The sequence below is a fragment of the Psychrobacter sp. M13 genome (assembly GCF_030718935.1).
GTDB lineage: Bacteria > Pseudomonadota > Gammaproteobacteria > Pseudomonadales > Moraxellaceae > Psychrobacter > Psychrobacter immobilis_G.
This window is the reverse complement of sequence record NZ_CP132194.1, coordinates 1595354-1621487: the sequence shown is the minus strand read 5'-3', so window position 1 is coordinate 1621487 and position 26134 is coordinate 1595354. Positions and strand designations below refer to the sequence as shown.

Sequence of the window (26134 nt, the reverse complement as noted above, 5' to 3'; positions counted from 1 at the left end):
ATAAAGATCCAATATTCTGGTTTATGCTAATTATTTAAAATCATAGAGTTGATATAGTGTTACGCTATACAATAAGCTTATTAACATAGTAGAAGCTAAGAAAAATAGGTAGGTTAACAAAGCTTATGAAAAATAATGAAGATAATTTAATAGAAGAATCTATAAATACAGCTGCAAGCAAAACCAACACTACTTGGTGGCAACGCTTTAGCGAAGGATTAAATGAGTTTTATCATGCGCCATATCGACAAACGATGGCGCGTGCTGCTCGTGATGAAGAAGATTTTTTTATGCTAATGATGTTCGCCGAGAGCCTAGGAATTGATAATCCTGCCAGCTTCTATACTTTAGAGTTGCAGCCTTTGTTTTTGGAAAATTTTCATGAATGGCATACCCGTATGGGCATGGACAGATGTCCATTTGATCATGTTGGGTGCTGCTAGTTTAACAAATAAAGATAATTATAATAATTAACCCCGAATAAAAATTGAGATAAGAATATGGCTTTACAGTCTTTGGATACTTTGATTACTCGATTATCAGCGCAGCCTATTATATTCGTTGGTGGTAAAGGCGGAGTAGGTAAAACCACTACTGCCGCAGCGCTTGCCAGCCAATTCGCTAGTAATAATAAAAAAACCCTTATTATATCGACCGATCCTGCGCATAGTTTAGGCGATGTGTTAGACGTAAAGTTAAATAATGAGAAAACTAGAATTACCCCTTATCTTGATGCTATCGAGCTGAATCCCGATGTGATCGTAGATGCGCATTTCGCTCAAGTTGAGCGCACGATTATGGCCTATGCCAATCCTGACATGATGCCAAAGATTCGTGAGCATTTGCGCCTGTCCAAATCAGCGCCGGGAGCCGCGGAGGCGGCAATGCTAGAGTCCATGTGTCAGCATTTAGTTACCGCTACTGCTGATGGTTATGAGCATATTGTATTTGATACTGCACCGACAGGACATACGCTACGATTGTTAGTATTGCCAGAGATGATGGGTGCCTGGACAGATGGATTACTGACTCAGCAGCGTCGTCAAGCGAAATTGCGCTCAGTAGCAACGCATTTAGAAAGTACAGATAAGGCTAATAAAAAAACCAAAGATGTCGCTAACCCTTTTGAGAAACGTAAGCCTGATCGCTGGGAGCAAGCGGTAGCAGTACTAGAGCGGCGCAAGGCATTATTCCGTCAAGCGGGAATGCTATTACATGATCGCACCCAAACCGCTATCGTATTGGTAATGACCGCTGATGTATTACCCTTGGCAGAGACCAAACGTGCCACTGAGCAATTGGAAGTCGCAAAACTTACGCCTGCCGCTATCGTAGTCAATCAATTAATAAAGCCAGCCCAAACGGATGAGTTTTGGCAAAATCGTGCTAATAGACAACAGCAAATAATGTCCGATATCGAGAAAGCTTTTAAAAAGTATCCGCTATATCCCATCTACTTACAGCAAACTGATATACGTGGAACTGAGGCATTGAGTGAGTTATTAAAATAACGTCAAACTTGAATATGAGTTTACTAAAACTAGTCACGTTGCAGCTTACTTGCCAGCGACCAAGTCGCATCCGTACGTAAACTTTGCGCCAGCTCAGCTTTACCACTATTTAATGATGACCATTGCGACTTGCTACGGGCTTTTTTGAGCTCGCTAGGTAATTTGTGCGTTTGCCATGGTGTCATTAAGTTGTTTTCGTCATTAGCATCTGCCAGCTCTTCATCAGTAAAATTATCGCGAGCAACGTTATCGGCTCCGCTATTAGAATTATTATAAAGCAGTTGGGTGGCATCCGTTGCGGCATGACCCCGATGGCGTAAGGCCGTCAATAGATCAAGCGCTCGTGTTGCGAGCAAGGTCAGAGTAGGCGGATCTATATATAGACGCTTTACGCCGCTGATTTTGTCAGCAATACTACTAGTATTGGATAATAATCCGCCACCGATAGCACCCAAAGCAGCACCAAGTCCTAGAGTGGTACCCAAAGCTGCCGCATCAATCCCTAACCCTAGCAATGCACCAGCGGCCGCGCCAGAGGTGGTACGAATACCATAGCTTTTAAGCAGTTCAGGATCGAAAGGATCTTGCTGATAGGCTTGCAATTCAAGTGGGGTCGCCGCGACCGCATTATCATAAAACTTATAGGAATTTAATAACTGGTGCTGCATAGCGCGCTCGCTTTGACGAACTGCTTCTTGCATTTGGGTGAGCGTTGGCATTGGATCGTCGTCTTCATTAATCTCACGTTTCATGGCGGCGACGTTCAATAAAAAATCAGCGATAATAATATGCGCCTCATCATAGAGCTGCATCCAGTCCGTAGTCCGACTCTGCATCAGCTGCTCAAGCATCTCAGAATGGGTCAGCATGGTCGCAAGATTTTGCCACAAGTGCATCTCATCTTCAAACTCAAAGGCGACTGAATCAAAGCGGGTAGAGATATGCAGATTGCGTCTTGCCAGCATCGTCTGCCAGTCATCGATATTGGCATCTTGAGAGTCGGTGAAGTTGAAGACGGGCATCACAGGTATCGCTGCCCATGACAAAATAGCCAGCTCATCTTTATATTTACCGAGTACAGGCTCACGAGCATCAACCACGTATATCGCCATATCACTTGCCAGCAGCTGACGGATCACCTTGGCTTCTTGGCTATAATCGTCTATACCTTGCAGCCCACTAGTAGCACCCGTTGCAATATCTGCTGCCAAAAACTGCTGCAAGCGCTCAATACCATCACGGCGACTGGCAGTATTATCCTCAAGCCAATCCATCAGCCCTGAGGCGTCCTCAAGTCCTGGCGTATCATAGAGAGTAACCAGCGCCTCTCCAGTTTGACTATCCGTTAATTGCGCTCGTTCCACATGACGAGTCGTCGCCGCTTCGTTTTTGACTTCGCCAAAATACACATCACGCAGTAAGGTGCGTAATACTGAGGTCTTGCCTGTATTGGTATGACCGACCACTGCTAGCTTTAATGGCTCGCCACTAGCGATGGTCTTTTTATTTGCAGCTTTATTGTGAGTGCTGTTTTGCAAACTAAGTGAAGAATCTTTGGTTAGATCAGTAGAATAATTAGGCACGTCAATATCAGCATGCTCAAAATTTTTCTCTATCAAACTTGCGCTCTTTGAGTCCGCAGGGTCATCTTTTAAGGCTTTATCAGCAAATAGCCCCTTATGTTGAGTGGTCGCAGGCTTATTATTATCGTTAGTCATAATGGTTTCTTATAGTGAATGAGCGCGTTTAAGATCAGTTTATCGTAAGTAAATTATAAATAAGTACTGTTATTAAGTACTGTTATTAAGTACTGTGATATAGCTCAACGAGCAGTATCGACCAAACCTATCTGACGTTCAGCTAAAGCCGTTTGCCACTGCTGATAGCGTACTGATTTGCTATTGGATAAATCAGTAGCGATATGATCTTTATCCTCTAATAACTGAATAATCAGACCTGCCTGCGCTTGAGCGGCAATCTGATCAATCTTACGTAATGTGCCGCGATCAGGTAACGCCTTTTGATGAATGCCCAACAATACCTGTACAGGATGCGCCGCTAAGTAAGTCGTCAGACGCGCCATATCGTCGCGATCATCAATAATACCGAAGTCCTCTACAGACTCACTATTATCCATCAAACCTGCCTGCCACCAGTTAGTAATGTCAGTAGGATACTCCAGTAAGGCAACTAGCTTGTTGGCAGAGCTCACGATCGCTTTGGGTGCAATAGGCGCGTCAACTTCGACAAAATCATCAGCATCGATCACTTGACGCTGCCAAAAGTTAATAATCTTTTGATAATAGGGCAGCTTGATATCCAAACGCATTTTTTTGCGGTTGAACATAAGCGCACAAAATATCCACGCTAGCGCTCTTGGGACGATGCCATACACCAGTAGACTACCGATCAGCAAGCCTGCCCATTGTCTAGCAATAGATAAGGGCAAAGCATCAGTGACTAGGCGGCTTTGGATAATAGCGGCATCATTAGGAACGTCGAAGCCGACCATACTTGGCAACCAGCCGAGCACATGCGTCAAAGTAATTAGCGCCTGATCTGAGAGTAAGGTGGACTCCCAACTAAAACTATACTGTCGCACTATTAATAAAAAGATAATGGCTAATAACATCCCTGTTAACGTCGCCAGCCACAGCTGGTGGCTAAATCGACCCAAATACCAGCGCATACCGCTATGTTGTAATTGCTGCTCATAAAGCTTAACTGCCGCTTGAGTCACATCGTCTTTACCGCGAATTAAATAACTGGGACTGACAAAACTGGCAAACCAATTAGTAGAGTGTTTAGACTGGTTGATCAAAGTGAGTACCAGCCAGCCAACTAGCATAATAGTGTGAAAGCCTAGCAGACACACCAATACATAAAAGAAATTCACCACGTTAGCTTGCAGTAAAGTAAACAAACCCACAAATCCAGACACGCACCAAATCACGCTCATGATACCCATAATGCCTTTTAGTCTAGCCTCTATCTTGCCTAGTACTTTAGCCAACGCGCCATTATTATCTATACGAGCGGCACGCCGATGTAATTTTTGCAGTGATGTGCCTGCTTCTAAGTGCAGTTTTTCAGTGACTAATAGAGGGTCTGTAGCAAAAACATGCTGCTCGCTCTCGAGGGTACGTACCAATTCAGTCAGCTGGTCTTGAGGTGACAACATAGGGCAAGGATATCCAAATAGTCGTTTTTAGGTGGTAATAGATAATAATACATTTTAACTTATAATAAATAATTAGAATTTAACAGATTGAACAAACATCAGTAGGTAATTATTAATTATAATTATAAAACCTGACCAAATGGTCAAAAAGTACTAGCGATTAGCTGAAATAAACGTTATGCTAAAACCGCACTAAGATATATGCAGTCAAATTTTAGTAAAAACTAAGTCAGTATCACAGTAAGAATGTAGAAATAATCATTTAAAACAAACACTTACTATTCTTTATAATATTATTGCTCAAAGTATTTAACTAATAACGATTTTATAGTTACCTAAAATATAGACATCTAAAGAACCTCTAAGACTCTCTACCTCAAAACACAAGCTAATCCTCATACTGAATTGAAGCAGCTACTGCTCTTTTTTTACTTTAATAGTGGCTAATGAGCCGTTTTAGAGTATGAAATTCATTGTGCTTTGGCGAGTGTTATTGACTATTGCTCATTATAAAGACTTATCTAGCACTGTAATACGGATCAATTATTATTATTTACGCTTTTTATCCTCTTACTTTTTATCCTCTTATATAGTGTGTCAGTTAGGACATACTAAACACCAAACACGCAGGGAGCATGTTAACTTATGGATATGAAACCTACTTCTCAACCCACGTTTGAGCGCCCAGAAGATGAAAATCTAGGTATGGTTGCCAACGTCGCTTATGGCTTTCAACACGTACTGACGATGTACGGTGGCATCATCGCTGTGCCTCTTATCGTCGGACAAGCGGCAGGTTTAGGACCCGCCGAGATTGGCTTGCTCATTGCCGCCTCACTATTTATCGGTGGTTTGGCAACGCTACTGCAAACTCTTGGTGTGCCATATTTTGGCTGTCAGCTGCCATTAGTCCAAGGCGTGTCTTTCGCTAGTGTAGCCACTATTGTTGCTATTGTCACCGCAGGAGGAGGGTTACCATCCGTGTTTGGTGCGGTCATTGCCGCCTCCATACTGGGGCTTATCATTACGCCTGTGTTTTCCAAAATTATTAAGTTTTTCCCGCCACTGGTTACAGGTGCGGTTATTACTACTATTGGTCTAACCTTGATGCCAGTAGCTGCGCGTTGGGCGATGGGTGGTAACAGTAAAGCGCCTGATTTTGGTAGTATGACTAACATTGGTCTTGCGGCATTCACCTTAGCTTTAGTCCTGCTTATGAGTAAGCTTGGCAACGCGGCTATTAGTCGCTTATCCATCCTGCTCGCTATGGTTATCGGCACTTTAGGGGCGTGGGCAGTCGGTTTGGTTGACTTCTCAAACGTCATGACAGGACCAATATTTGCCTTCCCAACACCGATGCACTTTGGGGCGCCAACTTTTGAGCTGGCCGCTATTATCTCCATGTTCATTGTAGTATTAGTCATTTTGGTTGAAACCTCAGCGGATATCTTAGCAGTAGGTGATATTATTGAGACCGATATTGACTCAAAACGCTTAGGTGATGGTCTACGTGCCGATATGATCTCTAGTATCGTCGCGCCATTTTTTGGTTCATTCACTCAAAGTGCTTTTGCACAAAACGTCGGTCTAGTTGCCGTCACCAACGTTAAGAGTCGTTTTGTCGTTGCTGCTGCTGGTGTTATCTTAGTCGTACTAGGTTTGATGCCGCTTATGGGCCGTGTTATCGCTACTGTTCCGACAGCAGTCCTTGGCGGCGCAGGTATTGTACTATTCGGTACTGTGGCTGCTAGTGGTATTCGTACCCTTGCGCAAGTCAGCTATACCAATAACATGAACTTGATCATCGTAGCGACTTCGATCGGCTTTGGTATGTTACCGATTGCCGCGCCTGCATTTTATGATCAATTTCCAGACTGGTTCGCTACTATTTTCCATTCAGGTATCAGCTCGACTGCTATTATGGCAATCGCTCTAAACTTATTGTTTAACCATCTAAAAGTAGGTAATTCTGAGAATCAGTCGGTGTTTGCAGCGGGTACTGAGCCGCGCTCTGTACGCCCTACAGTTATCATCGAATTAACCGAAGGCGATTACTTTACCGAAGGTAAGCTATTTGATGTGGATAATAACGAAGTGCCAATCGCGCCAAAAGAGTCAGCTCACTAGGTTTTATAAAAACCAAGAATAATAAATAATAAAAGTCGCTATTAGAGGCGGCTTTTTTATGCACTACCATTTGATTAAAAAGAGATTTAAAAACTTATCAATAACATCATTATTGATAAAGATTTGCTATGGTTAAGGTCACTATTAATAAAAAGTCTAGATAAGGAGTGATTATGACAACTTCAAAGCTAACTAAAAAAACCTACCTCATTATCGGTGGTATCGGCGGTATCGGACGCGCTATGGTCGAGCAGATTATCAGTAATAAAGACAACAAAGTGTTTGCAACTTACTATCGAAATGTACCAGACATCGAAGCAGATAATCTGCATTGGTTACCCATGGATGTCAGTAGTGAAGAGAGTATCAAGCAAGCCATAGACGAGATTAAAAAGCACAGCGATCATATCGATTGGGTCGTCAATTGTGTGGGACTATTACATACCGAACAGTCGCAACCTGAAAAGGCACTGCGTCAAATTGAAACTGACTTTTTTATGCAAAATATGCAAGTCAATGCTTTAGCAGGGCTGCTTATCGCTAAGCATGTCAAGCTATTATTAGCCAAATCCGAGCGCAGTAACGCGCATCCTGCGATATTTGCCACTATCTCAGCACGAGTAGGCAGTATTAGTGATAATCAAATTGGCGGCTGGTATAGCTATCGGATGAGCAAAGCGGCGCTCAATATGGGTATGAAAAACCTCAGCATAGAATGGGGTCGCTCCTTAAAAGAAGTCTGTATCGTGGTCATGCAACCTGGTACCGTTAATACCCAGCTATCCGCGCCTTTTCAGTCTAATGTCGCAGATGGTCATCTATTCTCGCCAGCCTACAGCGCTGAGTGCTTATTAGAAGTGCTGTCTGGTATGAGCGCCGATCAGACAGGCAGCTTTGTCGATTGGGCAGGGGAATCTATACCTTGGTAGTAGATAAGTTTAAAAGCTAACTGATTGAAAGCAAAAAAGCGAAAAGGGTCTGCTACTAATAACAGACCCTTTTTTATGAATTAAGAAAACATAAATAATTTAGTTGGTCACAAACATATCCATAAACTCATTAACAGGTGTTTGCTCAAGCAGCGTTTGATCATCACACAAAGCGATAATCTCTTCACAACGTCCTTCGACAAAGCGAGTGGCTAAACTGGATTGAAACTTTGCCTGTAATACAGGGATGCCCTCAGCACGGCGGCGTTTGTGACCAATGGGATATTCGATAGCGACTTTGTCTGTACTAGTACCATCCTTAAAGAATACTTGAATCGCATTGGCGATTGAGCGTTTATCAGGATCATGATAGTCTTTTGAGTACTGCTCATCCTCAATTACTACCATCATGCGCCGCAGTGAATCTATCAGTAGATGATGCTGCTCATGATAATCATCCTCGTAATTCTCTGCCATTAAATCGCCCGTTAGTAGCGCGACGGCGACCATGTACTGTAAGCAGTGATCCCGATCAGCAGGATTATTAAGCTCTCCCTCTTTGGAGATAATACGGATAGCCGACTCATGGGTGGTTAGAATTATTTTGTCAATCTCACCGAGTCGATCATCTACGTGAGGATATAGAATAACAGCCGCCTCACAAGCGGTCTGCGCATGGAACTCCGCTGGGAAGCTAAGCTTAAATAAGATATTTTCCATCACATAGCTGCCAAACTCGCGCTGAAAAGTAAATTGTCGTTCTGATTCGGGCTTGAGCGCTAGATCCTTATTGGTATGGCTGTATAGCACATCATAAAACCCCCATTGCGCCGCTGTCAGTGCGCCAGGTATCCCCATCTCACCACGGCAGGTGATATCGACTAAGCGTACTGCGCGACTGGTAGCGTCCCCTGCTGCCCAAGACTTGCGACTACCGGCATTAGGCGCATGGCGGTAAGTACGCAGTGCCTGACCATCAACGAGTGCTTGTGATATCGCTGCCATGATACGTTCGCGCGATAACTTATATAATTTGGCAACCACAGCGGTTGAGGCGAGTTTTACCAAAAACACATGATCCAAGCCTACGCGGTTAAAGGAGTTCTCTAGTGCCAAGACGCCTTGAATCTCATGCGCCATAATCATGGCCTCTAGCACATCGCGCATGATTAGTGGCGAATGGCCTTTGCTAATATTACTTTGACTAATAAAATCTGCTACTGCCAAGATACCACCGAGATTGTCTGAGGGATGACCCCATTCTGCTGCCAGCCAAGTATCATTATAATCCAGCCAGCGCACGATACAGCCGATATCAAAGGCAGCCTTTACGGGATCCAGCCTATAAGAAGTACCTGGTACCCGCGCACCATTTGGGGTGATTTGATCGACGCAGTTAGGGCCTAAATGCTTGGTGCATTCAGGGAAACGCAGCGCCAATAGGCCACAGCCAATAGTATCCATCAGGCAATAACGAGCCGTATTCCAAGCATCAGCACTGTTATCTGCATCATCGATAGAATAATTGAGCACATAATCGGCAATCTTTTGAATCTCAACATCGTACTCTGGACGTACATTGCTCTCTACGGTCACGCTTTGGGTATTTGACATCGTAATCTCCTCATCCTTAAGCGTAAAATGGTTAAAACTACCTTATTAACAATAACATAATTAAAAGTAGCATAATCAAAGTCAAACATCAGTAGAGTAGTGTAAAACGCTTATGGCTTTAGGCAGGTTTTATAATGATTATCTTTTTAAGTACGGGTCTTAAGTATCGGTCTAATGAATAGATTCTTAGATTAACAAATGAAGTGCAATCACAAATTTCAAGTCATCAAGTAGATTAACCCTGCAATAAAGGCTATACCTAATATCAATAATAAGATATTTAATGTAGTAGCTACGCCTGATGATCCTAATGGCTCTTTTTTGACCTTTACCTTTTTGGCAACACCCAAGATCATCTTAACGTGTTCGATACCATCCATCTGGTAGTATTCACCTTCAGGAACGAAGCCTAAGGATTGATAAAAGTTTATGAGATAAGTCTGGGCGGAGATGATAATAGGATTTTTCTTACCGTACTTTTTATGACAATAGGCGATAGCTTGCATCATGATTTGACGTGCCAGCCCTTGTCCTCTGTACTGCTGTAATACTAGCACGCGACCAATCGCTGGCATTATAGGGCCACTGACTGAGCCATCGGCTACAGACAGATTGGAGCGCATGGTATTGATATCGGGCGGGAGAATGCGACAGTAGCCGACCAGCGCTTCGTTACTATGAGCGACTAGATGCAGACAATCAAAATCGACCTCATCCATATCTTGATACGCGCAGTTTTGCTCAACGACGAATACTTGCGAGCGCGCTTTTAAGATGTGATAGATGTCGATTGAGGTCAGCTCATCAAAGGTTTTTATAGAAAATTGGGTGCTCATAATTCAGACACTTCTAGCAATGGAATAGGGGGATCAATGACGGTAAAGTGGACCATTATAACGATATTTAGGAATATCAGCACTTTTTCACTTTTTTAAAAGTATTAACCGTTAATAGTCTGACTAATCTTATCTAAATTTAAGCTATCTGACATCGCGCTAAAGATTTCATAGTATTTACCACGTCTAGCATATAGCGCTTCATGCGTACCTGTCTCAACCACACGGCCATGCTCTATCACTACTAAATCATCCGCATCAATGATCTGAGCGATATTGTGCGAGACCATGATTACTGTCCGATCTTTTTTAATCAGATCTAAGCTCTTTTTGACTTGTTGACTGGCTATAGCGTCAAGGCTGGCGGTTGGCTCATCCAAGAATACAATCGGTGGATCCTTTAGGAACATCCTTGCCAGTGCGATACGCTGCTGCTGACCACCTGACAGCGATTTTGCCGTACTCTCATAACCTTTTGGTAATTGAGTAATCTGCTCGTGAATAGAGGCTTTTTTGGCGGCGATAATGATGTCTTCCTCAGTCGCATTGATATCACCGTAGCGGATATTTTCGCTAATAGTGCCTGAGAAGATATGATTGCTTTGTAACACTAAGCCGATGCGCTGGCGTAATTCATGCGTATCACAGTCTTGCAGGTCATGACCATCTAGACATATCGTACCTGAATCTGGCTGATAGAATTTGACTAATAAGCTGATAATGGTGCTTTTACCAGCACCTGATAGACCAACTAAGGCGGTAATACGATTAGGCTTAATGGTAAAACTGACGTCTTCTAGTGCTTTTGTACCATTAGGATAAGTAAAATCTACATTTTTCAGCTCGATATGACCTTTTAGATAATCGCTACTGATGCCCTCTATATTTTCAACTTGCGCGTCATCATCTAATATCTCAAAAAACCCTTCGGCATAGGTTAAGGCGTTATTGATCTGATCATAAATACGATGCAATTGACGAATAGGGGCAGCGACGTTTTGGAAAAGCAAGACATGAAATAACACCATGCCGATAGTCATCTCGCCCTTTAACACAAAATAGGCAGTCAGCAGAATAATAACCACGATACCGATCTGCTCAATAAAGGTCTTAACCGCATCATAAATAAAGCCAATACTACGAATACGTAGCTGATTATCGGTCATTTCACGCTGAATTTTCAAATGCTTTTCAGCTTCAATAGACTCACGTACAAAGGATTTGACGACGCTGATAGAATTAATTAACGAGATGACCAAACCACTCTTGGCCTCGCGAAAGCCGCGCATCTCACGGCGAAACCCTTGCAGACGCCTAGCTTGTTTTTGACTGATAAAGAAGTAGATCGGTACCATGATAAGACCAACCAAACCGATCCAAAAGTTTGTCGAAAACATAATAATCAAGGAAACAATAGCGCTGGCAAATAGTGGCAGCATATCGATAAAGAAGTTTTGCACGAGGCTAGTCAAGCTACTTACGCCATAATCAATACGCGTTTGCAATTTACCACTATCATTCTCAGAGCTAGTATAAAAAGCCATACGATAGGTCAATATCCGCTCAATAATCCTTTGCGATAGATCACGCGATAGATTAATACGAATCTTTTCACCGTAAAAACGTTGCCCAAAAGAGATAAATATCGATAGTATCTCTTTGGTCAATAACACAGCACTGATAATACCCAGCATCCGCAAACCAGCTTCCCACGGCTCTGCAAGCGTAGCGATTTCGGTCAAGGTATCGACAGCATAGCGCAATACAAAAGCATTGACCTGCGCGGTAAAAGAGCCTAGCACCGTCAAGATAAGGGTCAAGACAATCAAGTTTTTATAGGGAGCAGCAAAGACCGCCAGCTTTTTTAGAATATTCCACAGCAGCGCGCGCCGTTCAGTCTTTTTTATCGGCGCAGTTTTAACAAAGGGATTATCATCTAGGACGCGTGGCGGCTTAGATAGCTTGGGTTTTGGCATATTGCAGTTTTGGTCTTAATGTTAATTGAAAAATAGAGAGTAGCTTAAAAATTAAACAATCAGATTGTTATATTTTTAGCTCTTTCGATCATACTATTATCCTTTAGTTTTTCTCAAAAATATAGGGAATACGAGTATAGGTAAGGTGCTCTCCATCGCACCGATTGTCAGGCATTGCCTAATATTGGTGCGCGAGGCGCACCTTACGCTTACTTTCATTTCAATGAGTAATGTTAATATAACTTTTTAGCACTAATATAAGTTCTAAAAAACATCCGCTGGTACAAACACTTCGCCGACCATAATACGGCGAGCTGAGCGGCTCATTGACACTTTTTTGGCTTGCCAGCGACCATCGACTTGTTCGGTCGCACCGCCTACTAATAGCGTACCAGACGGATGACCAAAGCGCACTTCGTTTAAGCTACCGCCGCCCGCCGCCTCGTTCACGAGTGTACCTTGAGTGGTTGCGGCAGCAGCAATCGCCACAGCAGCAGTACCCATCATCGCGTGATGCAATTGTCCCATGCTCATAGCGCGTACAACTAAATCGATATCATCAGCGTTAACGGCTTTACCACTTGATGCGTTATAGCTTTGTGCTGGAGCCACCCATGCTAGTTTTGGCATGTGTTGACTGGTTTGGGCATCAGACTCATCTCTAAACAGACCCATTGCTACACCGCCACGCGCACGGACTTTCTCAAGGGTGGCAAGCAACTCCTCATTACTATTGATATCGCCCTGTAGCTCAGTACCCGTAAACCCTAAATCTTCTGCTTTGATAAAGATAGTCGGAATACCTGCGCTAATAAAAGTCGCTTTGACGCTCTCAGTTTTAAGACCACAACCTGAGACATCAAAATCATCGACTAAGTTGTTGGTTGGGAACATGTCGCTCGATGAATCCACTGGATCAATAAATTCAATCTTCACTTCAGCGGCAGGGAAGGTGACGCCATCGAGTTCAAAGTCACCTGTTTCTTGCACTTGCACCTTACCGTTGTCATCTTGATACGCGGGCACATGCGCGATAATAGTTTTACCGATATTCTCTTGCCAAATGCGCACTTCACAAATACCGCTGTTCGCGTCTTTATCAATGCTATTAGCAACTTTTTCAGCAGCAACTAAACCCATATTAATCGCACAAGCGCCAACCGCAGCGGTTAAGTTGCCACAGTTACCCGCCCAATCTATCATCGGCTTTGCAATATTGACTTGCCCAAATAGATAGTTGACATCGTGATCTACTTTGTCTGTTGGCGATAAAATCACTGTCTTTGAAGTGCTAGAGCTACCATTACCTAAGCCGTCGATTTGCTTGCCGTAAGGATCAGGACTGCCGATCACACGTAACAGAAAGTTATCACGTGACTTGCCAGCGACTTGGCAACGCTCAGGTAAATCAGATAGTTTAAAGAATGTGCCTTTTGAAGTACCACCACGCATGTAGGTAGCAGGGACTGAGATTTGTGGGGCGAATTTTGTTTTCGAGTGGGTCATTGTGAGAGTCCTTTTGTATTTTTATAACTTAGCTATGGTTTTATTGGTAATATGAATGAATATAGATTATCTAAAAATAGAGAAGGTTATGACAGTAAATAAAGAGCACAAGGAAAGTTCGGAAAAAATTAAGCGGATCATGCAAGACAATCCTGATTTATCTTACGAGTTTGTACATCAGTTATTAATTGCTCAGGCAGAAGTTGATGCTGGTAAAGTTGAGCCTTATGAGTTTGGGTGAATGCTATTTACTTTTAGAATCCATCTCACCGTTTTCGTATTGTGCAATCGACTTAGCTAGATGAGCAGCGTTAGTAGGCGACTTTAGCAAATAAAGCGTTTCCATCAAACTGTTATAATTTTGAAGCGACATAATCACAGTATCGTCTGCATTAGAACGTTTGACAGTGATAACGTCATCACTAGCACCTATAGTATCTAAAACTGCTTGCAGATCATTATTGGCCTTTGTAAAACTGATAGTTTTCATATTATTTATCTCAAAGTAATCGTATGAAACCCAAAATATGCTATCAAGAGTATTTAGCTTTTGTAGGGTGCATTTTATGCACTGATGATTAATGATAGCGCCATTATCGGTGCGCTGGAGGGCACCCTACGCCTACTTCAGCTCAGTCTACGCCAAATAATAAAACCTCTATCCGATATAAAAAAACCGATGCCATATAAACTATACAACATCGGCTCCTTTGTATTTATCAGATTAGAATGCTAAAAAACTAAGCCATATCTAACGTCCCATCGATAAACTCTTTAGCAAATCTCTGTAGCATACCACCAGCGTTATACATTTTGACTTCATCAGCAGTGTCTAGGCGGCAGATAATCGGAACTTCCGTTTTGCTACCATCAGTACGGTTAATAACTAAGGTCATGAACCCGCCAGCAGAAACGCTACCTGTCACATCAAATACTTCGGTACCATCGATATTTAAGGTATTACGATTAACGCCTTTTTCGAACTGTAAGGGCAGTGCGCCCATACCGACTAAGTTTTGACGATGGATACGTTCAAAGTCCTCAGCAACGACCACTTCAACACCCGCTAAACGAACCCCTTTGGCAGCCCAGTCACGGCTTGAGCCTTGACCATAACCATCACCTGCAATAATGATAAGAGGTTGATCGCGGTTCATGTAGGTTTCAATCGCTTCCCACATACGCATGACTTCGCCTTCGGGCTCAACACGAGCCAGCGAGCCTTGGATAACTGCACCTTTCTCGTCACGTACCATCTCATTAAGCAATTTTGGATTAGCAAAAGTGGCGCGCTGAGCAGTCAGGTGATCGCCGCGATGGGTAGCGTATGAGTTATAGTCTTCCGCAGGCAATCCCATAGTATCGAGATACTCGCCAGCAGCCGATTCGCCTAAGATAGCGTTCGATGGTGACATATGATCAGTAGTAATATTATCACCGAGCACCGCCAATGGACGCATGCCTGTCAGCTTATTCATCGCAGCCATCGCGCCTTCCCAATAGGGCGGACGACGGATATAAGTGGTTTGCTCGCGCCAGTTATAAAGAGGACTCAATGCTTTACCCGTATCCTTTTTGGCCTCATCGAACATCGGGATATAGACGGCATTGAACTGTTCAGGCTTCACCGCTGCCGCAACGATAGCATCAACTTCTTCATCGTCGAACCAGATATCTTTTAGATAAACGTCATTGCCATCTTGGTCTTGGCCGAGCGAATCCTTTTCAATATCAAAGCGAATATTACCGGCGATAGCATAAGCGATAACTAATGGTGGTGATGCTAAAAATGCTTGCTTGGCATACGGATGAATACGCCCATCAAAGTTACGGTTACCTGATAATACCGCCGTGGTAAATAGGTCATTATCAATGATTTCTTTTTCGATATCAGGGTCGAGCGCGCCGCTCATACCGTTACAAGTGGTGCAAGCAAAACCAACCACATCAAAGCCAATCTCTTGTAGCTCTGGCATTAGTCCTGCTTCTTCTAAGTACATCTTAACCGTTTTAGAGCCAGGCGCGAGTGATGACTTCACCCAAGGCTTACGCAGTAGACCCTTAGCGTTAGCATTACGAGCGACTAGACCTGCAGCCACCATATTGCGTGGATTTGAAGTGTTAGTACAGCTAGTGATAGCAGCGATAATTACCGCGCCATCTGGCATCATACCGTCTTTTGGCTCGGGTAATTTGTTCTCAGGCGCGTGGGCGATACCTTTTGCGACTAAATCCGTCGTTGAAACCCTCGCATGTGGACGCGATGGGCCAGCTAAATTACGAACCACAGCAGATAAATCAAACTCTAAAACACGCGCGTATTCGGCTTTTTCCATGCCATCAGCCCATAGGCCAACTTGCTTGGCATACTGCTCGACTAATTTAATCTGTGGCTCACTACGACCCGTTAGACGCAAGTAATCGATGGTTTGCTCATCGATATAGAACATCGCAGCGGTTGCACCATATTCAGGGGTCATATTAGAGATAGAAGCGCGGTCACCAACAGTTAGGTTACGTGCGCCTTCACCGAAGAATTCAATATAAGTCGATACCACGCCAGCATCGCGTAAGAACTCAGTCATCGCGAGGACTAAATCCGTACCCGTAATGCCTTTTTGTAATTTACCGGTTAATTTCACCCCAACGTAATCAGGCAGGCGCATGTAAGAGGGATTGCCTAGCATAACGCTTTCAGCCTCTAAGCCGCCAACACCGATAGAGATAACGCCAAGCGCATCAACCATAGGCGTATGGCTGTCGGTGCCGACTAAGGTATCAGCAAAAGCCACTTGCTCGCCCGCTTTATTTTGCACCACTTGCACGACGGGTGACATTTTTTCAAGGTTGATTTGATGCATGATGCCGTTACCAGGCGGTACGACGTTAACGTTATCAAAGGCATACTCGCACCAGTTGATAAAGTGAAAACGGTCATCGTTACGGCGCTCTTCAATCGCGCGGTTTTTCTCGAAGGCGTTTTCTTCAAAGCCTGCATGTTCGACGGCTAAGGAGTGATCAACAATTAACTGAGTAGGTACTATAGGATTTACTTTAGACGGATCACCACCTTGTTCAGCGATAGCATCACGTAGACCAGCCAAATCGACAAAGGCGGTCTGACCTAAGATATCATGACATACCACGCGCGCAGGGTACCAGGGAAAATCCAAGTCTTGCTTACCTTCGATATGCTGTTTAAGAGCCGCGGTTAAATCCTCTGGTGGGCAACGGCGTACTAAGTTTTCGCACAGCACTTTTGAGCAGAACGGGAGCTTGTCATACGCGCCCGCTTGAATATTTTCAACGGCTTCACGAGTGTCAAAATAATACAGCTCAGTATCAGGTAGGGGCTTTTTAAATTGGTCATTCATCGGTTGTACTAGAGCATTGTCCATAAGTCACCTTTGGCAGTTAGCTGATTGGAATGGGTTTATATAAGAAAGGGTAATTCTTTTAGTAAAGTTGTTATCGATTAAATCAAACTTTGCTAAAAAAACTATATGAAAATAAGAGAGGAGTTGTAGGGTGCGCCCAGCGCACCATCGAAAAAGATATTTAACAATTGGTGCGCACGGCACACCCTACAACTCAACTTTACTTAATCAACTCAAAACTTAACGCGCACTAATATCAGGCACGTCTCTTGGCTCTTCACCGATATATTCCGCACTTGGGCGAATGATACGATTATTCGCACGCTGCTCAAACACGTGAGCGGCCCAACCTGTTAAGCGTGAACAGACAAAGATAGGTGTGAATAGCTTGGTTGGAATACCCATAAAGTTGTAGGTTGAGGCATGGAAGAAGTCTGCATTACAGAACAGTTTTTTCTCGCGCCACATGACTTCTTCACAGCGTACCGATACAGGGTATAGCACCGTGTCACCAACATCGTCAGCTAGTTTTTCAGCCCATTTCTTGATAATGACGTTACGCGGATCAGACTCGCTATAGATGGCATGACCAAAGCCCATAATTTTATCTTTACGCGCCAGCATTGCCATCATCTCTTCTTCAGCTTCATCAGCTGATTTGAAGTCTTGAATCATATCCATAGCTGCTTCGTTTGCGCCGCCATGCAAGTGACCACGTAATGAACCAATTGCGCCTGTGATGCATGAATGAATATCAGATAAGGTAGAGGCACAAACGCGAGCGGTAAAGGTTGAAGCGTTAAACTCATGCTCAGCGTACAAGATAAGTGAGACGTTCATGACCTTGGTATGTAGCTCGTTTGGCTTCTCGCCTTTAAGCAGATGCAGGAAATGCCCGCCGATAGTGTCATCATCAGTCTCGGTCTCGATACGCACATTGTCATGGCTAAAGCGATACCAGTAATTAATGATCGATGGGAAAACCGCTAGCATACGATCGGTCTGATCGTTCTCCTCAGAGAAGTCCATTTCAGTCTCAAGGTTACCGAGCATAGAGCAACCCGTGCGCAATACGTCCATTGGATGGGCGCTAGCAGGAATACGCTCAAGCACGTCTTTGAGCGCTTGCGGTAGACCGCGCAAAGTTTTGAGCTTAGCTTGATAAGCGTCCAATTCGCTTTGAGTAGGCAAGTTGCCATAAAGTAGCAAGTAGGCCACTTCTTCAAAGATGCATTTGTCTGCCAAGTCCGAAACATCATAACCGCGATAAGTCAGACCTGAGCCTGATTTGCCAACGGTAGATAGAGCGGTCTTGCCTGCAACTTGTCCGCGTAGTCCTGCGCCTGATAGTTCCTTTTGTGCTGCCATGATACATTCCTTTTTGGTGGCTTTTGGTGGCTTTTGGGGTGTTACAGTTTTAATACTACAGTTTTAAGGGTAAGGCTTTACTTTTTATCAGCAAATAATTTGTCCAAAGTCTGCTCAAATTCATGATAGTTCAAGAAGTCATACAGCTCCATACGGGTTTGCATAGTATCGACGACGTTTTCTTGAGTACCGTCAGCCAAAATATGCTGATAAACATTGAATGCGGCTTTATTCATCGCACGAAACGCTGACAGCGGGTAAAGCACCATATCAACACCAACGCTATGCAGCTGCTCAGTAGTATAAAGATCAGTCTGACCAAACTCAGTCATATTAGCCAGTACTGGAATATCCAATACGTCGGTAAACTTGCGATACATCTCGATATCGGTCAAGGCCTCAGCAAAGATCATATCCGCACCAGCTTCTTGGAATGCAACCGCGCGCTCAACCGCGGCATCTAAGCCTTCGACTGATAAGGCATCGGTGCGCGCCATAACGACAAAATCTGGATCGGTTTTGGCATCCATAGCCGCTTTTAGACGATCAACCATTTCAGTAATGCTGACGATTTCTTTATTAGGGCGGTGACCACAGCGCTTTTGAGCGACTTGGTCTTCGATATGTACCGCTGCCACGCCTGCTTTTTCCATTTTACGCACGGTTTGGGCGATGTTAAATGCACCACCAAAACCTGTATCGATATCGACTAGTAATGGCGTATCTACCGCATCAGTAATACGGCGTGCGTCTTCTAATACATTATCGAGGCTTGTCATGCCCAAATCAGGTAAGCCAAAAGAGGCATTTGCCACACCAGCACCAGATAGATAGATAGCCTGATGACCCGCTTGAGTCGCCATCATTGCCGTATAAGCATTGATTGTACCAACGATTTGCAGTGGTGCGTTATTAGCGTTCTGTTGTTGCATGGCACTGCGAAAGCGTGCGCCTGCTGAAGATGAAGTCATTCTATAATCCCTATATGATTTTAAGATAATAATAAAAAAGGTCTAAGCGTCGGTACCGTTTATCAGCACTATTTATCTTTCTATCTTTGGCTCTATCTCTGACGCTTGTATAGCTTTAGAATATAGGTAATGAGCCAACTTTTAAAGATAAACTTAAAAGCTTTAATCAATATAAATTAAAATAACTAATTAATAATACTACAACTATCTTATTTATGAATACTGCTATCTATATTGTCTTAATTTACTGAGTCTATTATTCATATTAATAAAACTAAATTAGAATCTTAGATAGTTTTTGACATATTTAGTTACAAATTGGTGTATCTGAAATTGGCTAGTTAACTCTTTTAGTGTCTTTTACATAATAATAAGGTATAAAAAAGCCCTCATAATCAAGGTTATGAAGGCTTGTTCTTATTTTGATATATAGAAAAGGTTTTCGCTAAGCGTATTTCGATAGCAATTTTAAGCAAATACGCCAGCAAGATTGGCTAAGAACAATAGGGCAAAGCCACCCAAAAATAGCAACCCTGCAATGGAGAGGGCATTCATAGCTACGGATAGCTTCTGATGCTTGCGTACTAGTGAGTAATTAAGCCAACCAAAGATAGGCGCGGAGACAAAAGCGGATATCATGGCAAATTTCAGCATAGAGCCTAACTGTCCTGCAAAAAAGCTGATAATAATCAATCCGCCACCGATCGCATAAGTGGTCCAAAAGGCGACTTGCTTTTTATTAATTTCACTATCCCCTTTGATCAACCGCCAGCATTCAGCATTGGCGCGACCGTAACCATCAGCGCAAGTAATCGTAGTACCGAACATACACATAAAGGCAACAAAGGCGACTAGCAGTCTAGACCATTCGCCAATGGTATTGGTATACATACTAATTAGCTGATCGATGTATGCGCCGCCTGCAATCTGAATCTCTTGACCAGAGCCGTATTGTACGAATACTCCTAATGCCAAGAAGAATAATGCCAAAATAGCAGAGATTGAATAGCCGACATTAAAATCTAATAAGCCTTGGCGCTTAGTGGTATTGTCCGTTTTGCGCTTAGCTGACGTCCACATTGAGGTAATAGCGGCAAACTCAAGCGGTGCTGGCATCCAGCCCATAAGCGCGACGATAAAGCCTAAAGTTGCCAAATTCCAAGGAGAAGTCGCTATAAAATCAGCGGTGACTACCGTCGGCTTGCCAGCAGCGATGATGACTGCTGCTAAGGTCGCTGTGGTGAGAGCGATCATAATCCACTTGGTCAATCCATCGAGCAATTTGTAATGACCTGCTATTAAGAACACCCAACATACTGCGGTGACTATCAATGCTAGTGGAATAGTGGATAAGCCTATAGAGGCGGGCAGCATAAAGCCCAATATCACCGCAGCAATCAGAGATACTGCGCCTGTGCTGATGACTGCTGATAAAATAGACAGCAGAAAGTATATCCAAAGATAAGCTTTTGAGCGTTTGGCATAACCTGCGATCAGGCTCTCACCAGTATCGTAGACATAGTCTGTACCAAAACGAAAAAACGGGTACTTAAAGACATTGGCTAAAATAATCATAATAGCCAGCTGCCAGCCATAGATAGCACCTGCTTGGGTCGATGAAATCAGGTGTGAGCCACCAATAGCGGCCGTCGCCATTAAGATGCCAGGCCCAAAGATACGCCAGCTAAAGCCTTCTTGCGTAGCGTTAGCAGTTTGGTTACTGCTATCTGTAGTGTTGATTCGTTGTGTGGTCATGAGTACCTCAATGTAAAGGTGGCAAACTCACACTCATTTGTGTAAGCCGGCCATTAGTTATTACCAATTAAAAATTAAATACAGACCAAAAAATGGCGCTAACTCTATCACAGCTTGCGCCATTGAAGATAATAATAATTTTTGTGACTAATGCCAGCTTTTAGAATCATTTTCTCTATCAGCATTGACTGTAGATAAGTTGTCTCTAAATGAACTGCTGACGCCGATAAGTAATACCGCGTGCTTCGTAGACTTTATAGACAGCCTCTAGCAGCTCAGATACTTTGGGATGACTAAAGTCTTTTAGCGTATGCAAATAAATAGGAGAGGTGACATTCTCGTGAATCAAACGCTGATAGCTAATCTGATCCGTACGCATGGTCTGTAAGCTGGCAGGTACTAGAGTAATACCAACACCTGCCGCGACTAGCCCTAAGGCGACTTGTAAATCACTGACTTTAGTGGTGGCAAAGGGCGTGATGCTATATCGGGCAAATAAATTCAGTAAAGGCTCAGTCACTGTAGATGCTGAAGTTGACTTTATAGCGCTGGCAGGCTCCATTATGGATTTATCTTTTTGCAGTGCTGATGCGTTTTGCGTCATTGCCGTAGTAACAGAATCAGTATTAGGTATTTGCGCGGGCAGGTGGGTTTGGTGATAGAGAATCAAGCGATTATTAGCCAAATCAATCAAGCGATGATCAGAGATATTAGCTTGTGGGTGAGATTTGGGTAGCGCAACTACATAGCGCTCATGACGCAGTAGTATCTGCTGAATCCATGGATCTTGGTGTGCAAAGCGGCTAAAGCCCACATCAATCTCGCCAGATTTTAGCGCCTCAACTTGTTGATATGAGCTAATATCTTTTAAGTTCACTTCGATATCAGTAGCAGAGCTGCTATTAGGATGCTCATGACCTGCGCTGTGTTGCTTAAGAGTGGCGATAACCTCTGGCAGTAGACCATAGAGGACGGAGGGTACAAAGCCAATATTGAGTGCCGTATCAGGCGCTGATAGCCGCTGAGTCATGTTTGTCACTGTCTCAAGCTCTGTGAGTATCGCGCTCACTTTTTCATAAAAGAACTGACCCGCTTCTGTTAACTGTAAGGGTCTATGATAGCGATTGATGAGCTCGACACCAAGACTAGTCTCCAGCTGCTTTAGCAGTCGGCTAAGACTCGGCTGAGATAACCTTGTAGTCTTAGCCGCTGCACTAAAGCTCTGTAAATCGGCAATGGCGATAAACGCATTGAGCTGCTTTAAGTCCATATAATGATATCCTTGGCATACATCTTGCTTATACTTGACTAACGTTTATATTATGCTTTACTCATATTTTGCGTAGATGCTGTATATATATACAATATGCAATGCACCGAATTCAAAGTACAATGTACGATTATATTTCTAGGCGCTTGTTTGTGCGATTACACTGATCCGTATAGCGTGCTTTTTGCATTTACTTTAAACTTAGCCTGATTAAGACTAAGTTTAGAGTGAAATTATATAAGCAGTCTGTTTACAATATTGTTATTATGTAGCAATAATCTATACTGATACCTACGTATGCCGCTATGCAAATAAAATACCGTTGAATGTAAAGTATTGACTTAATTTTGGTAATGATAGCTTTTAATTTTTTATAGATTGATCAGATCAAGTATTATAAACATAACGGTTTGTTAGTTTTTAAACAGATTGTTAGCGCTTTATTCGACTATATTAGCTTATTAGTATCGTTTAAGACCGCTTATCACTGTATCGTAGCGCCCATACTAAAACTGATTGCAGACTACACTGAAGCATCCGTATTATGAGAAATACTAACAATTACATAACCTTAATGACATCTAATGCTATGGTAATACTTTATGACCTCTCCAGACGATACTCGTAATCCTGACAATAGTACAGAGCTATATAAAGACTCTATTAAGCTTAATATTAATAGTAGGAGTCTGAGTGTCTATGAGCGTTATTTAAAGCAAACTTTAGCGAGTGAAAACTTCAGAAAGTCTGAGTTGGCAGTAGAGCCGACTGATGAGAGTACTGACAAGCGCTCAGTAACAGCTAAACCGACTGCAAATGATAGAGCCCACGGCCCTATCTCTGATGATCATCTATATGGTTCTGATGATCTATCCGACGATGAAATGGCTTTTTTTGATGATTCATCGGACAGTAACCGCAATAACTCTTCACACGCTAATAAATCAAGAGCTAACAAAAGAATAACCAAGCAGAATAAAACAACGGTAGCTTACGAGAATACAGCTACTTATCAAATATCCGAGCCTGCATTTGCTAATAACACTAGGGTACTGGCCGGTAACTTTGATGAAAAGTCTAACAACACTTATAGAATACTTACTGCTATTGCCATTTTTTGTATTTTATTACTGATAGCTATCGTTATCGTTATTCTTAATGCCAATAATAGTTTAGTGGCGCTAAGCGATCGCCTAGGCTCAGTTAACTCTCAGATGTCAGCGGTGAACAAAAACATATCTGTTATCGGTCAAGAGACCTCGTTAGCCAATGCTCAAGCTACAGCGGACAAGGAAGCGGCAGAGGCGGCTAATGCTGCGCGTTTGGATTCTGTTAATGAGAGTCTAAATACTATTGCCGCAAATATAAGACCGATAGAGTATAAATCCGTATCGCCATCAACGACTAGACTGCGCTCGATGAATGTGGGCGATGTGAATACCGAACCCGCTATTAGTTATGATGATTTTAAGAACGAATCACAAACAACATTGTATCGTGAGAGCCGATGAGGCAATTAGTGTAGTGTGTTGCTTATTCAGCTATCCAGCAAGTCATTTTTCTAGCTGACGATATATCTAATAATAGCATCCTAGGATAAATCATCAAAAAGGCAGATACTGTATACAGTATCTGCCTTTTTCGTACCTAGTTTTATAGATGGTTTTGAGCTCGAAGGCTATCTGTACCATCAATCAACTGGCTAAAAACATCATTAGCTTTGAGGCTTAATTAAGTATTTCTCACCTGTGGCTTGTTTGCCATAGGCGGCGATAGATTGTAAGTGTAGAACCTCAGGTAATGACACTTCATGAGTATAGCTGCTGGCAAATGTGGTAGTGATCTCATCTGCCACACGTTGACGCATTTTCATAACGGTCTTGGTGCCCAATTTACCGAGTGCATTGAACAACAAGAAACCGCCAACGCCCCAAGAAAAACCAAAGTTGCGATTAAGGACAATAGGACCTCGGTTTAATCCGCCATAGACATAGACTTGCTTAAAGGTATTAGAGCCGTACACGCTGTACTCTTCGACATCGCGTGTGATAGCGGCTTCCATACAGTTTAGAATATCGCTGGTTAGCTGACCACCGCCGATAGGATCAAAGGCAATCGTAGCGCCCGTCTCGATAATCGCTGAAGTCAAATCAGCAAGGAATGACTCGCTGCTTGAGTTAACCACGTATTTTGCGCCCATATTACGAAGCAAGGTTTCTTGCTCTTCTTTACGGACAATATTGACAAGATCGATGCCATCAGCCATACAAATACGATTAAGCATTTGACCTAAGCTTGAAGCGGCTGCTGCATGAACAATCGCCTTATGACCTTCTGCGCGCATGGTCTCAGTCATCGCAAGGGCGGTTAGCGGATTGACGAAAGAGGATGCGCCTTCTTTAGCCGTTGTGCCTTCTTTTAGCTCCAAGCAGCTTTGCACGTTGACGCAGTGATACTGACGATAAGTACCGCCACCGATGACCGCAACGGTTTTTCCCATCAAGGCTTGCGCTGCCGGTGACGCGCCTGCGGCAACTACAGTACCTGCGCCTTCATTACCGACAGGCGTATCTTTGCCCACGCGGGTTTTGACCGCTGGCATGAACTTGGCAGGGACGTCTGCTGTGATAACTGGGTTTTTCTCGGTACCTGATTGCGCAGCGGTAGACATATCAGCGACGCTAAACAAAATCGCTAAATCTGATGGATTGAGTGGCGCCGCTTCAATACGTACGACAACTTGGTCGTCATTTGGCTGCGGCATGCCGATATCTTGCAATGATACGGTAAGTTTGTTGTCTGCGCTAATGGTAGATATTAATTGTATGTTTGTATCGCTCATAATTTTTGCTCCTGCAAATGATTAAAGGTATTAGACAAAGCGTCTTTTGTTGATCGTAAATAGTTCGTTATTTAAATGAGCTATTATTTAGCTTTGTTTAGTTCAGCTCTACTTGGCGTTGGCAGCTTTGATTTGGGCTTGTACGTGTTGCATAAATTCTGGCATATTTGCCATACGATCAGCTTCTATAGCTTGAGCAATGTCAGTTTGCTTCATCGTATCGTTCCACGCTTTCATACCGTCAATCTCTGCTAAGACATCCCAATCAAGCTGGCTTGAAGCAAAAATATGTACGATAGTAGCGACATAATACATATAAATATCAGCCATCGTGAATGTATCGCCTGCAATCCAAGGTGAAAATTTACACAAACGATTCATAGCAATAATACCGCGCGTCAAGACTTGACGTACCTCGTCTTTGATTACTTGTGGTGCTTGTGCCCCCGAGAAGACAAAAGGTATCAGTCGACGGCTAGATAGCTCAAAATAAAGCTCTGCTATTTTCATAATTCGACGTACGGCCGCACGTTCTGTGGCCAGTTCGGGATATAGCGGCTTTTTGGGATAACTATCTTCAAGAAAATCGCAGATAACACTGGACTCTGACAGCTCAAAACCTTCAGCTGTTGTGATAGCGGGTACTTTGCCAACGGGGCTGACGGCTAATAGCTCATCGCTACTTGGGTAAACCAAGTTTTCTTGGAAGGGAATCTCTTTGTGTAAAAGAACGTGTTTTACTAAGTTGTAATAGTTGCTCGCAGCAAATCCATGCAAAGTAATCATAAGGTAGTCATCCATTATTGGCTTAAAAGGTAAAAAATTGAATTAAAATCATTATTACTGGTTTTAATTGGCTTGTATATAACAG

At 43.2% G+C, this 26134-nt stretch carries 20 protein-coding genes; 6 read left to right on the top strand and 14 right to left on the bottom strand.

Annotated elements, in window-relative coordinates; translation table 11 throughout:
- Positions 1-125 precede the first annotated feature (125 nt).
- Positions 126-443 (top strand): cory-CC-star protein, encoded by a 318-nt coding sequence (locus Q9G97_RS06825; protein ID WP_305898179.1) that lies wholly within the window; start codon positions 126-128, stop codon positions 441-443.
- A 57-nt stretch (positions 444-500) separates the two neighbouring features.
- The gene (locus Q9G97_RS06820; protein ID WP_305898178.1) at positions 501-1511 is read left to right on the top strand and encodes an ArsA family ATPase; all 1011 of its coding nucleotides are present in this window, start codon (positions 501-503) and stop codon (positions 1509-1511) included.
- A gap of 29 nt (positions 1512-1540) precedes the next feature.
- Here the strand turns inward: Q9G97_RS06820 and Q9G97_RS06815 are convergent, their stop codons facing one another.
- Positions 1541-3229, bottom strand: coding sequence for a GTPase/DUF3482 domain-containing protein (locus Q9G97_RS06815; protein WP_305898177.1), 1689 nt, complete (start codon positions 3227-3229; stop codon positions 1541-1543).
- A 104-nt stretch (positions 3230-3333) separates the two neighbouring features.
- Positions 3334-4692 carry a DUF2868 domain-containing protein gene (locus Q9G97_RS06810; RefSeq protein ID WP_305898176.1) on the bottom strand — a complete coding sequence of 453 codons (1359 nt, stop codon included), beginning with the start codon at positions 4690-4692 and terminating at the stop codon, positions 3334-3336.
- A 645-nt stretch (positions 4693-5337) separates the two neighbouring features.
- Between Q9G97_RS06810 and Q9G97_RS06805 the strand changes: the two genes are divergently transcribed.
- Both Q9G97_RS06805 and Q9G97_RS06800 read left to right on the top strand, forming a co-directional pair.
- The gene (locus tag Q9G97_RS06805) at positions 5338-6819 is read left to right on the top strand and encodes a nucleobase:cation symporter-2 family protein (RefSeq protein ID WP_201573420.1); all 1482 of its coding nucleotides are present in this window, start codon (positions 5338-5340) and stop codon (positions 6817-6819) included.
- A gap of 173 nt (positions 6820-6992) precedes the next feature.
- Positions 6993-7748 (top strand): SDR family oxidoreductase, encoded by a 756-nt coding sequence (locus Q9G97_RS06800; RefSeq protein WP_305898175.1) that lies wholly within the window; start codon positions 6993-6995, stop codon positions 7746-7748.
- A 99-nt stretch (positions 7749-7847) separates the two neighbouring features.
- Here the strand turns inward: Q9G97_RS06800 and Q9G97_RS06795 are convergent, their stop codons facing one another.
- From Q9G97_RS06795 to prpF, 4 genes are all read right to left on the bottom strand, one after another.
- Positions 7848-9362, bottom strand: a complete 1515-nt coding sequence (locus tag Q9G97_RS06795; protein WP_305898174.1) for a bifunctional 2-methylcitrate dehydratase/aconitate hydratase — start codon at positions 9360-9362, stop codon at positions 7848-7850.
- 218 nt (positions 9363-9580) lie between these two features.
- Complete coding sequence (locus Q9G97_RS06790) at positions 9581-10198, bottom strand: GNAT family N-acetyltransferase (protein ID WP_305898173.1); 618 nt, start codon at positions 10196-10198, stop codon at positions 9581-9583.
- A 104-nt stretch (positions 10199-10302) separates the two neighbouring features.
- A complete protein-coding gene (locus Q9G97_RS06785) occupies positions 10303-12174 on the bottom strand; it encodes an ABC transporter ATP-binding protein (RefSeq protein WP_305898172.1) in 1872 nt (623 codons plus the stop codon).
- A gap of 264 nt (positions 12175-12438) precedes the next feature.
- Positions 12439-13680, bottom strand: a complete 1242-nt coding sequence (gene prpF / locus Q9G97_RS06780; protein ID WP_305898171.1) for a 2-methylaconitate cis-trans isomerase PrpF — start codon at positions 13678-13680, stop codon at positions 12439-12441.
- Positions 13681-13735: 55 nt separating this feature from the next.
- On the opposite strand from prpF, the gene Q9G97_RS06775 reads away from it, so the two are divergent.
- Positions 13736-13921, top strand: coding sequence for a hypothetical protein (locus Q9G97_RS06775; protein ID WP_305900348.1), 186 nt, complete (start codon positions 13736-13738; stop codon positions 13919-13921).
- A gap of 3 nt (positions 13922-13924) precedes the next feature.
- Here the strand turns inward: Q9G97_RS06775 and Q9G97_RS06770 are convergent, their stop codons facing one another.
- The 6 genes from Q9G97_RS06770 to Q9G97_RS06745 form a co-directional block, all read right to left on the bottom strand.
- Entirely contained in the window at positions 13925-14170 is a 246-nt protein-coding gene (locus Q9G97_RS06770) for a type II toxin-antitoxin system Phd/YefM family antitoxin (RefSeq protein ID WP_305898170.1), read from the bottom strand.
- A gap of 250 nt (positions 14171-14420) precedes the next feature.
- Complete coding sequence (gene acnD, locus Q9G97_RS06765; RefSeq protein WP_305900293.1) at positions 14421-17054, bottom strand: Fe/S-dependent 2-methylisocitrate dehydratase AcnD; 2634 nt, start codon at positions 17052-17054, stop codon at positions 14421-14423.
- A gap of 243 nt (positions 17055-17297) precedes the next feature.
- The gene (gene prpC / locus Q9G97_RS06760; protein WP_305898169.1) at positions 17298-18425 is read right to left on the bottom strand and encodes a 2-methylcitrate synthase; all 1128 of its coding nucleotides are present in this window, start codon (positions 18423-18425) and stop codon (positions 17298-17300) included.
- A 77-nt stretch (positions 18426-18502) separates the two neighbouring features.
- Complete coding sequence (gene prpB, locus Q9G97_RS06755; protein ID WP_305898168.1) at positions 18503-19396, bottom strand: methylisocitrate lyase; 894 nt, start codon at positions 19394-19396, stop codon at positions 18503-18505.
- 468 nt (positions 19397-19864) lie between these two features.
- Positions 19865-21151, bottom strand: coding sequence for an NRAMP family divalent metal transporter (locus Q9G97_RS06750; RefSeq protein WP_371747861.1), 1287 nt, complete (start codon positions 21149-21151; stop codon positions 19865-19867).
- A gap of 205 nt (positions 21152-21356) precedes the next feature.
- The gene (locus Q9G97_RS06745; protein WP_305898167.1) at positions 21357-22421 is read right to left on the bottom strand and encodes a LysR family transcriptional regulator; all 1065 of its coding nucleotides are present in this window, start codon (positions 22419-22421) and stop codon (positions 21357-21359) included.
- A 602-nt stretch (positions 22422-23023) separates the two neighbouring features.
- On the opposite strand from Q9G97_RS06745, the gene Q9G97_RS06740 reads away from it, so the two are divergent.
- Positions 23024-23932 (top strand): hypothetical protein, encoded by a 909-nt coding sequence (locus Q9G97_RS06740; protein ID WP_305898166.1) that lies wholly within the window; start codon positions 23024-23026, stop codon positions 23930-23932.
- A gap of 203 nt (positions 23933-24135) precedes the next feature.
- Here the strand turns inward: Q9G97_RS06740 and Q9G97_RS06735 are convergent, their stop codons facing one another.
- Together Q9G97_RS06735 and Q9G97_RS06730 are read right to left on the bottom strand one after the other, a co-directional pair.
- Complete coding sequence (locus Q9G97_RS06735) at positions 24136-25263, bottom strand: zinc-binding dehydrogenase (protein WP_305898165.1); 1128 nt, start codon at positions 25261-25263, stop codon at positions 24136-24138.
- A gap of 108 nt (positions 25264-25371) precedes the next feature.
- The gene (locus Q9G97_RS06730; RefSeq protein ID WP_305898164.1) at positions 25372-26049 is read right to left on the bottom strand and encodes a glutathione S-transferase family protein; all 678 of its coding nucleotides are present in this window, start codon (positions 26047-26049) and stop codon (positions 25372-25374) included.
- Positions 26050-26134: the final 85 nt, after the last annotated feature.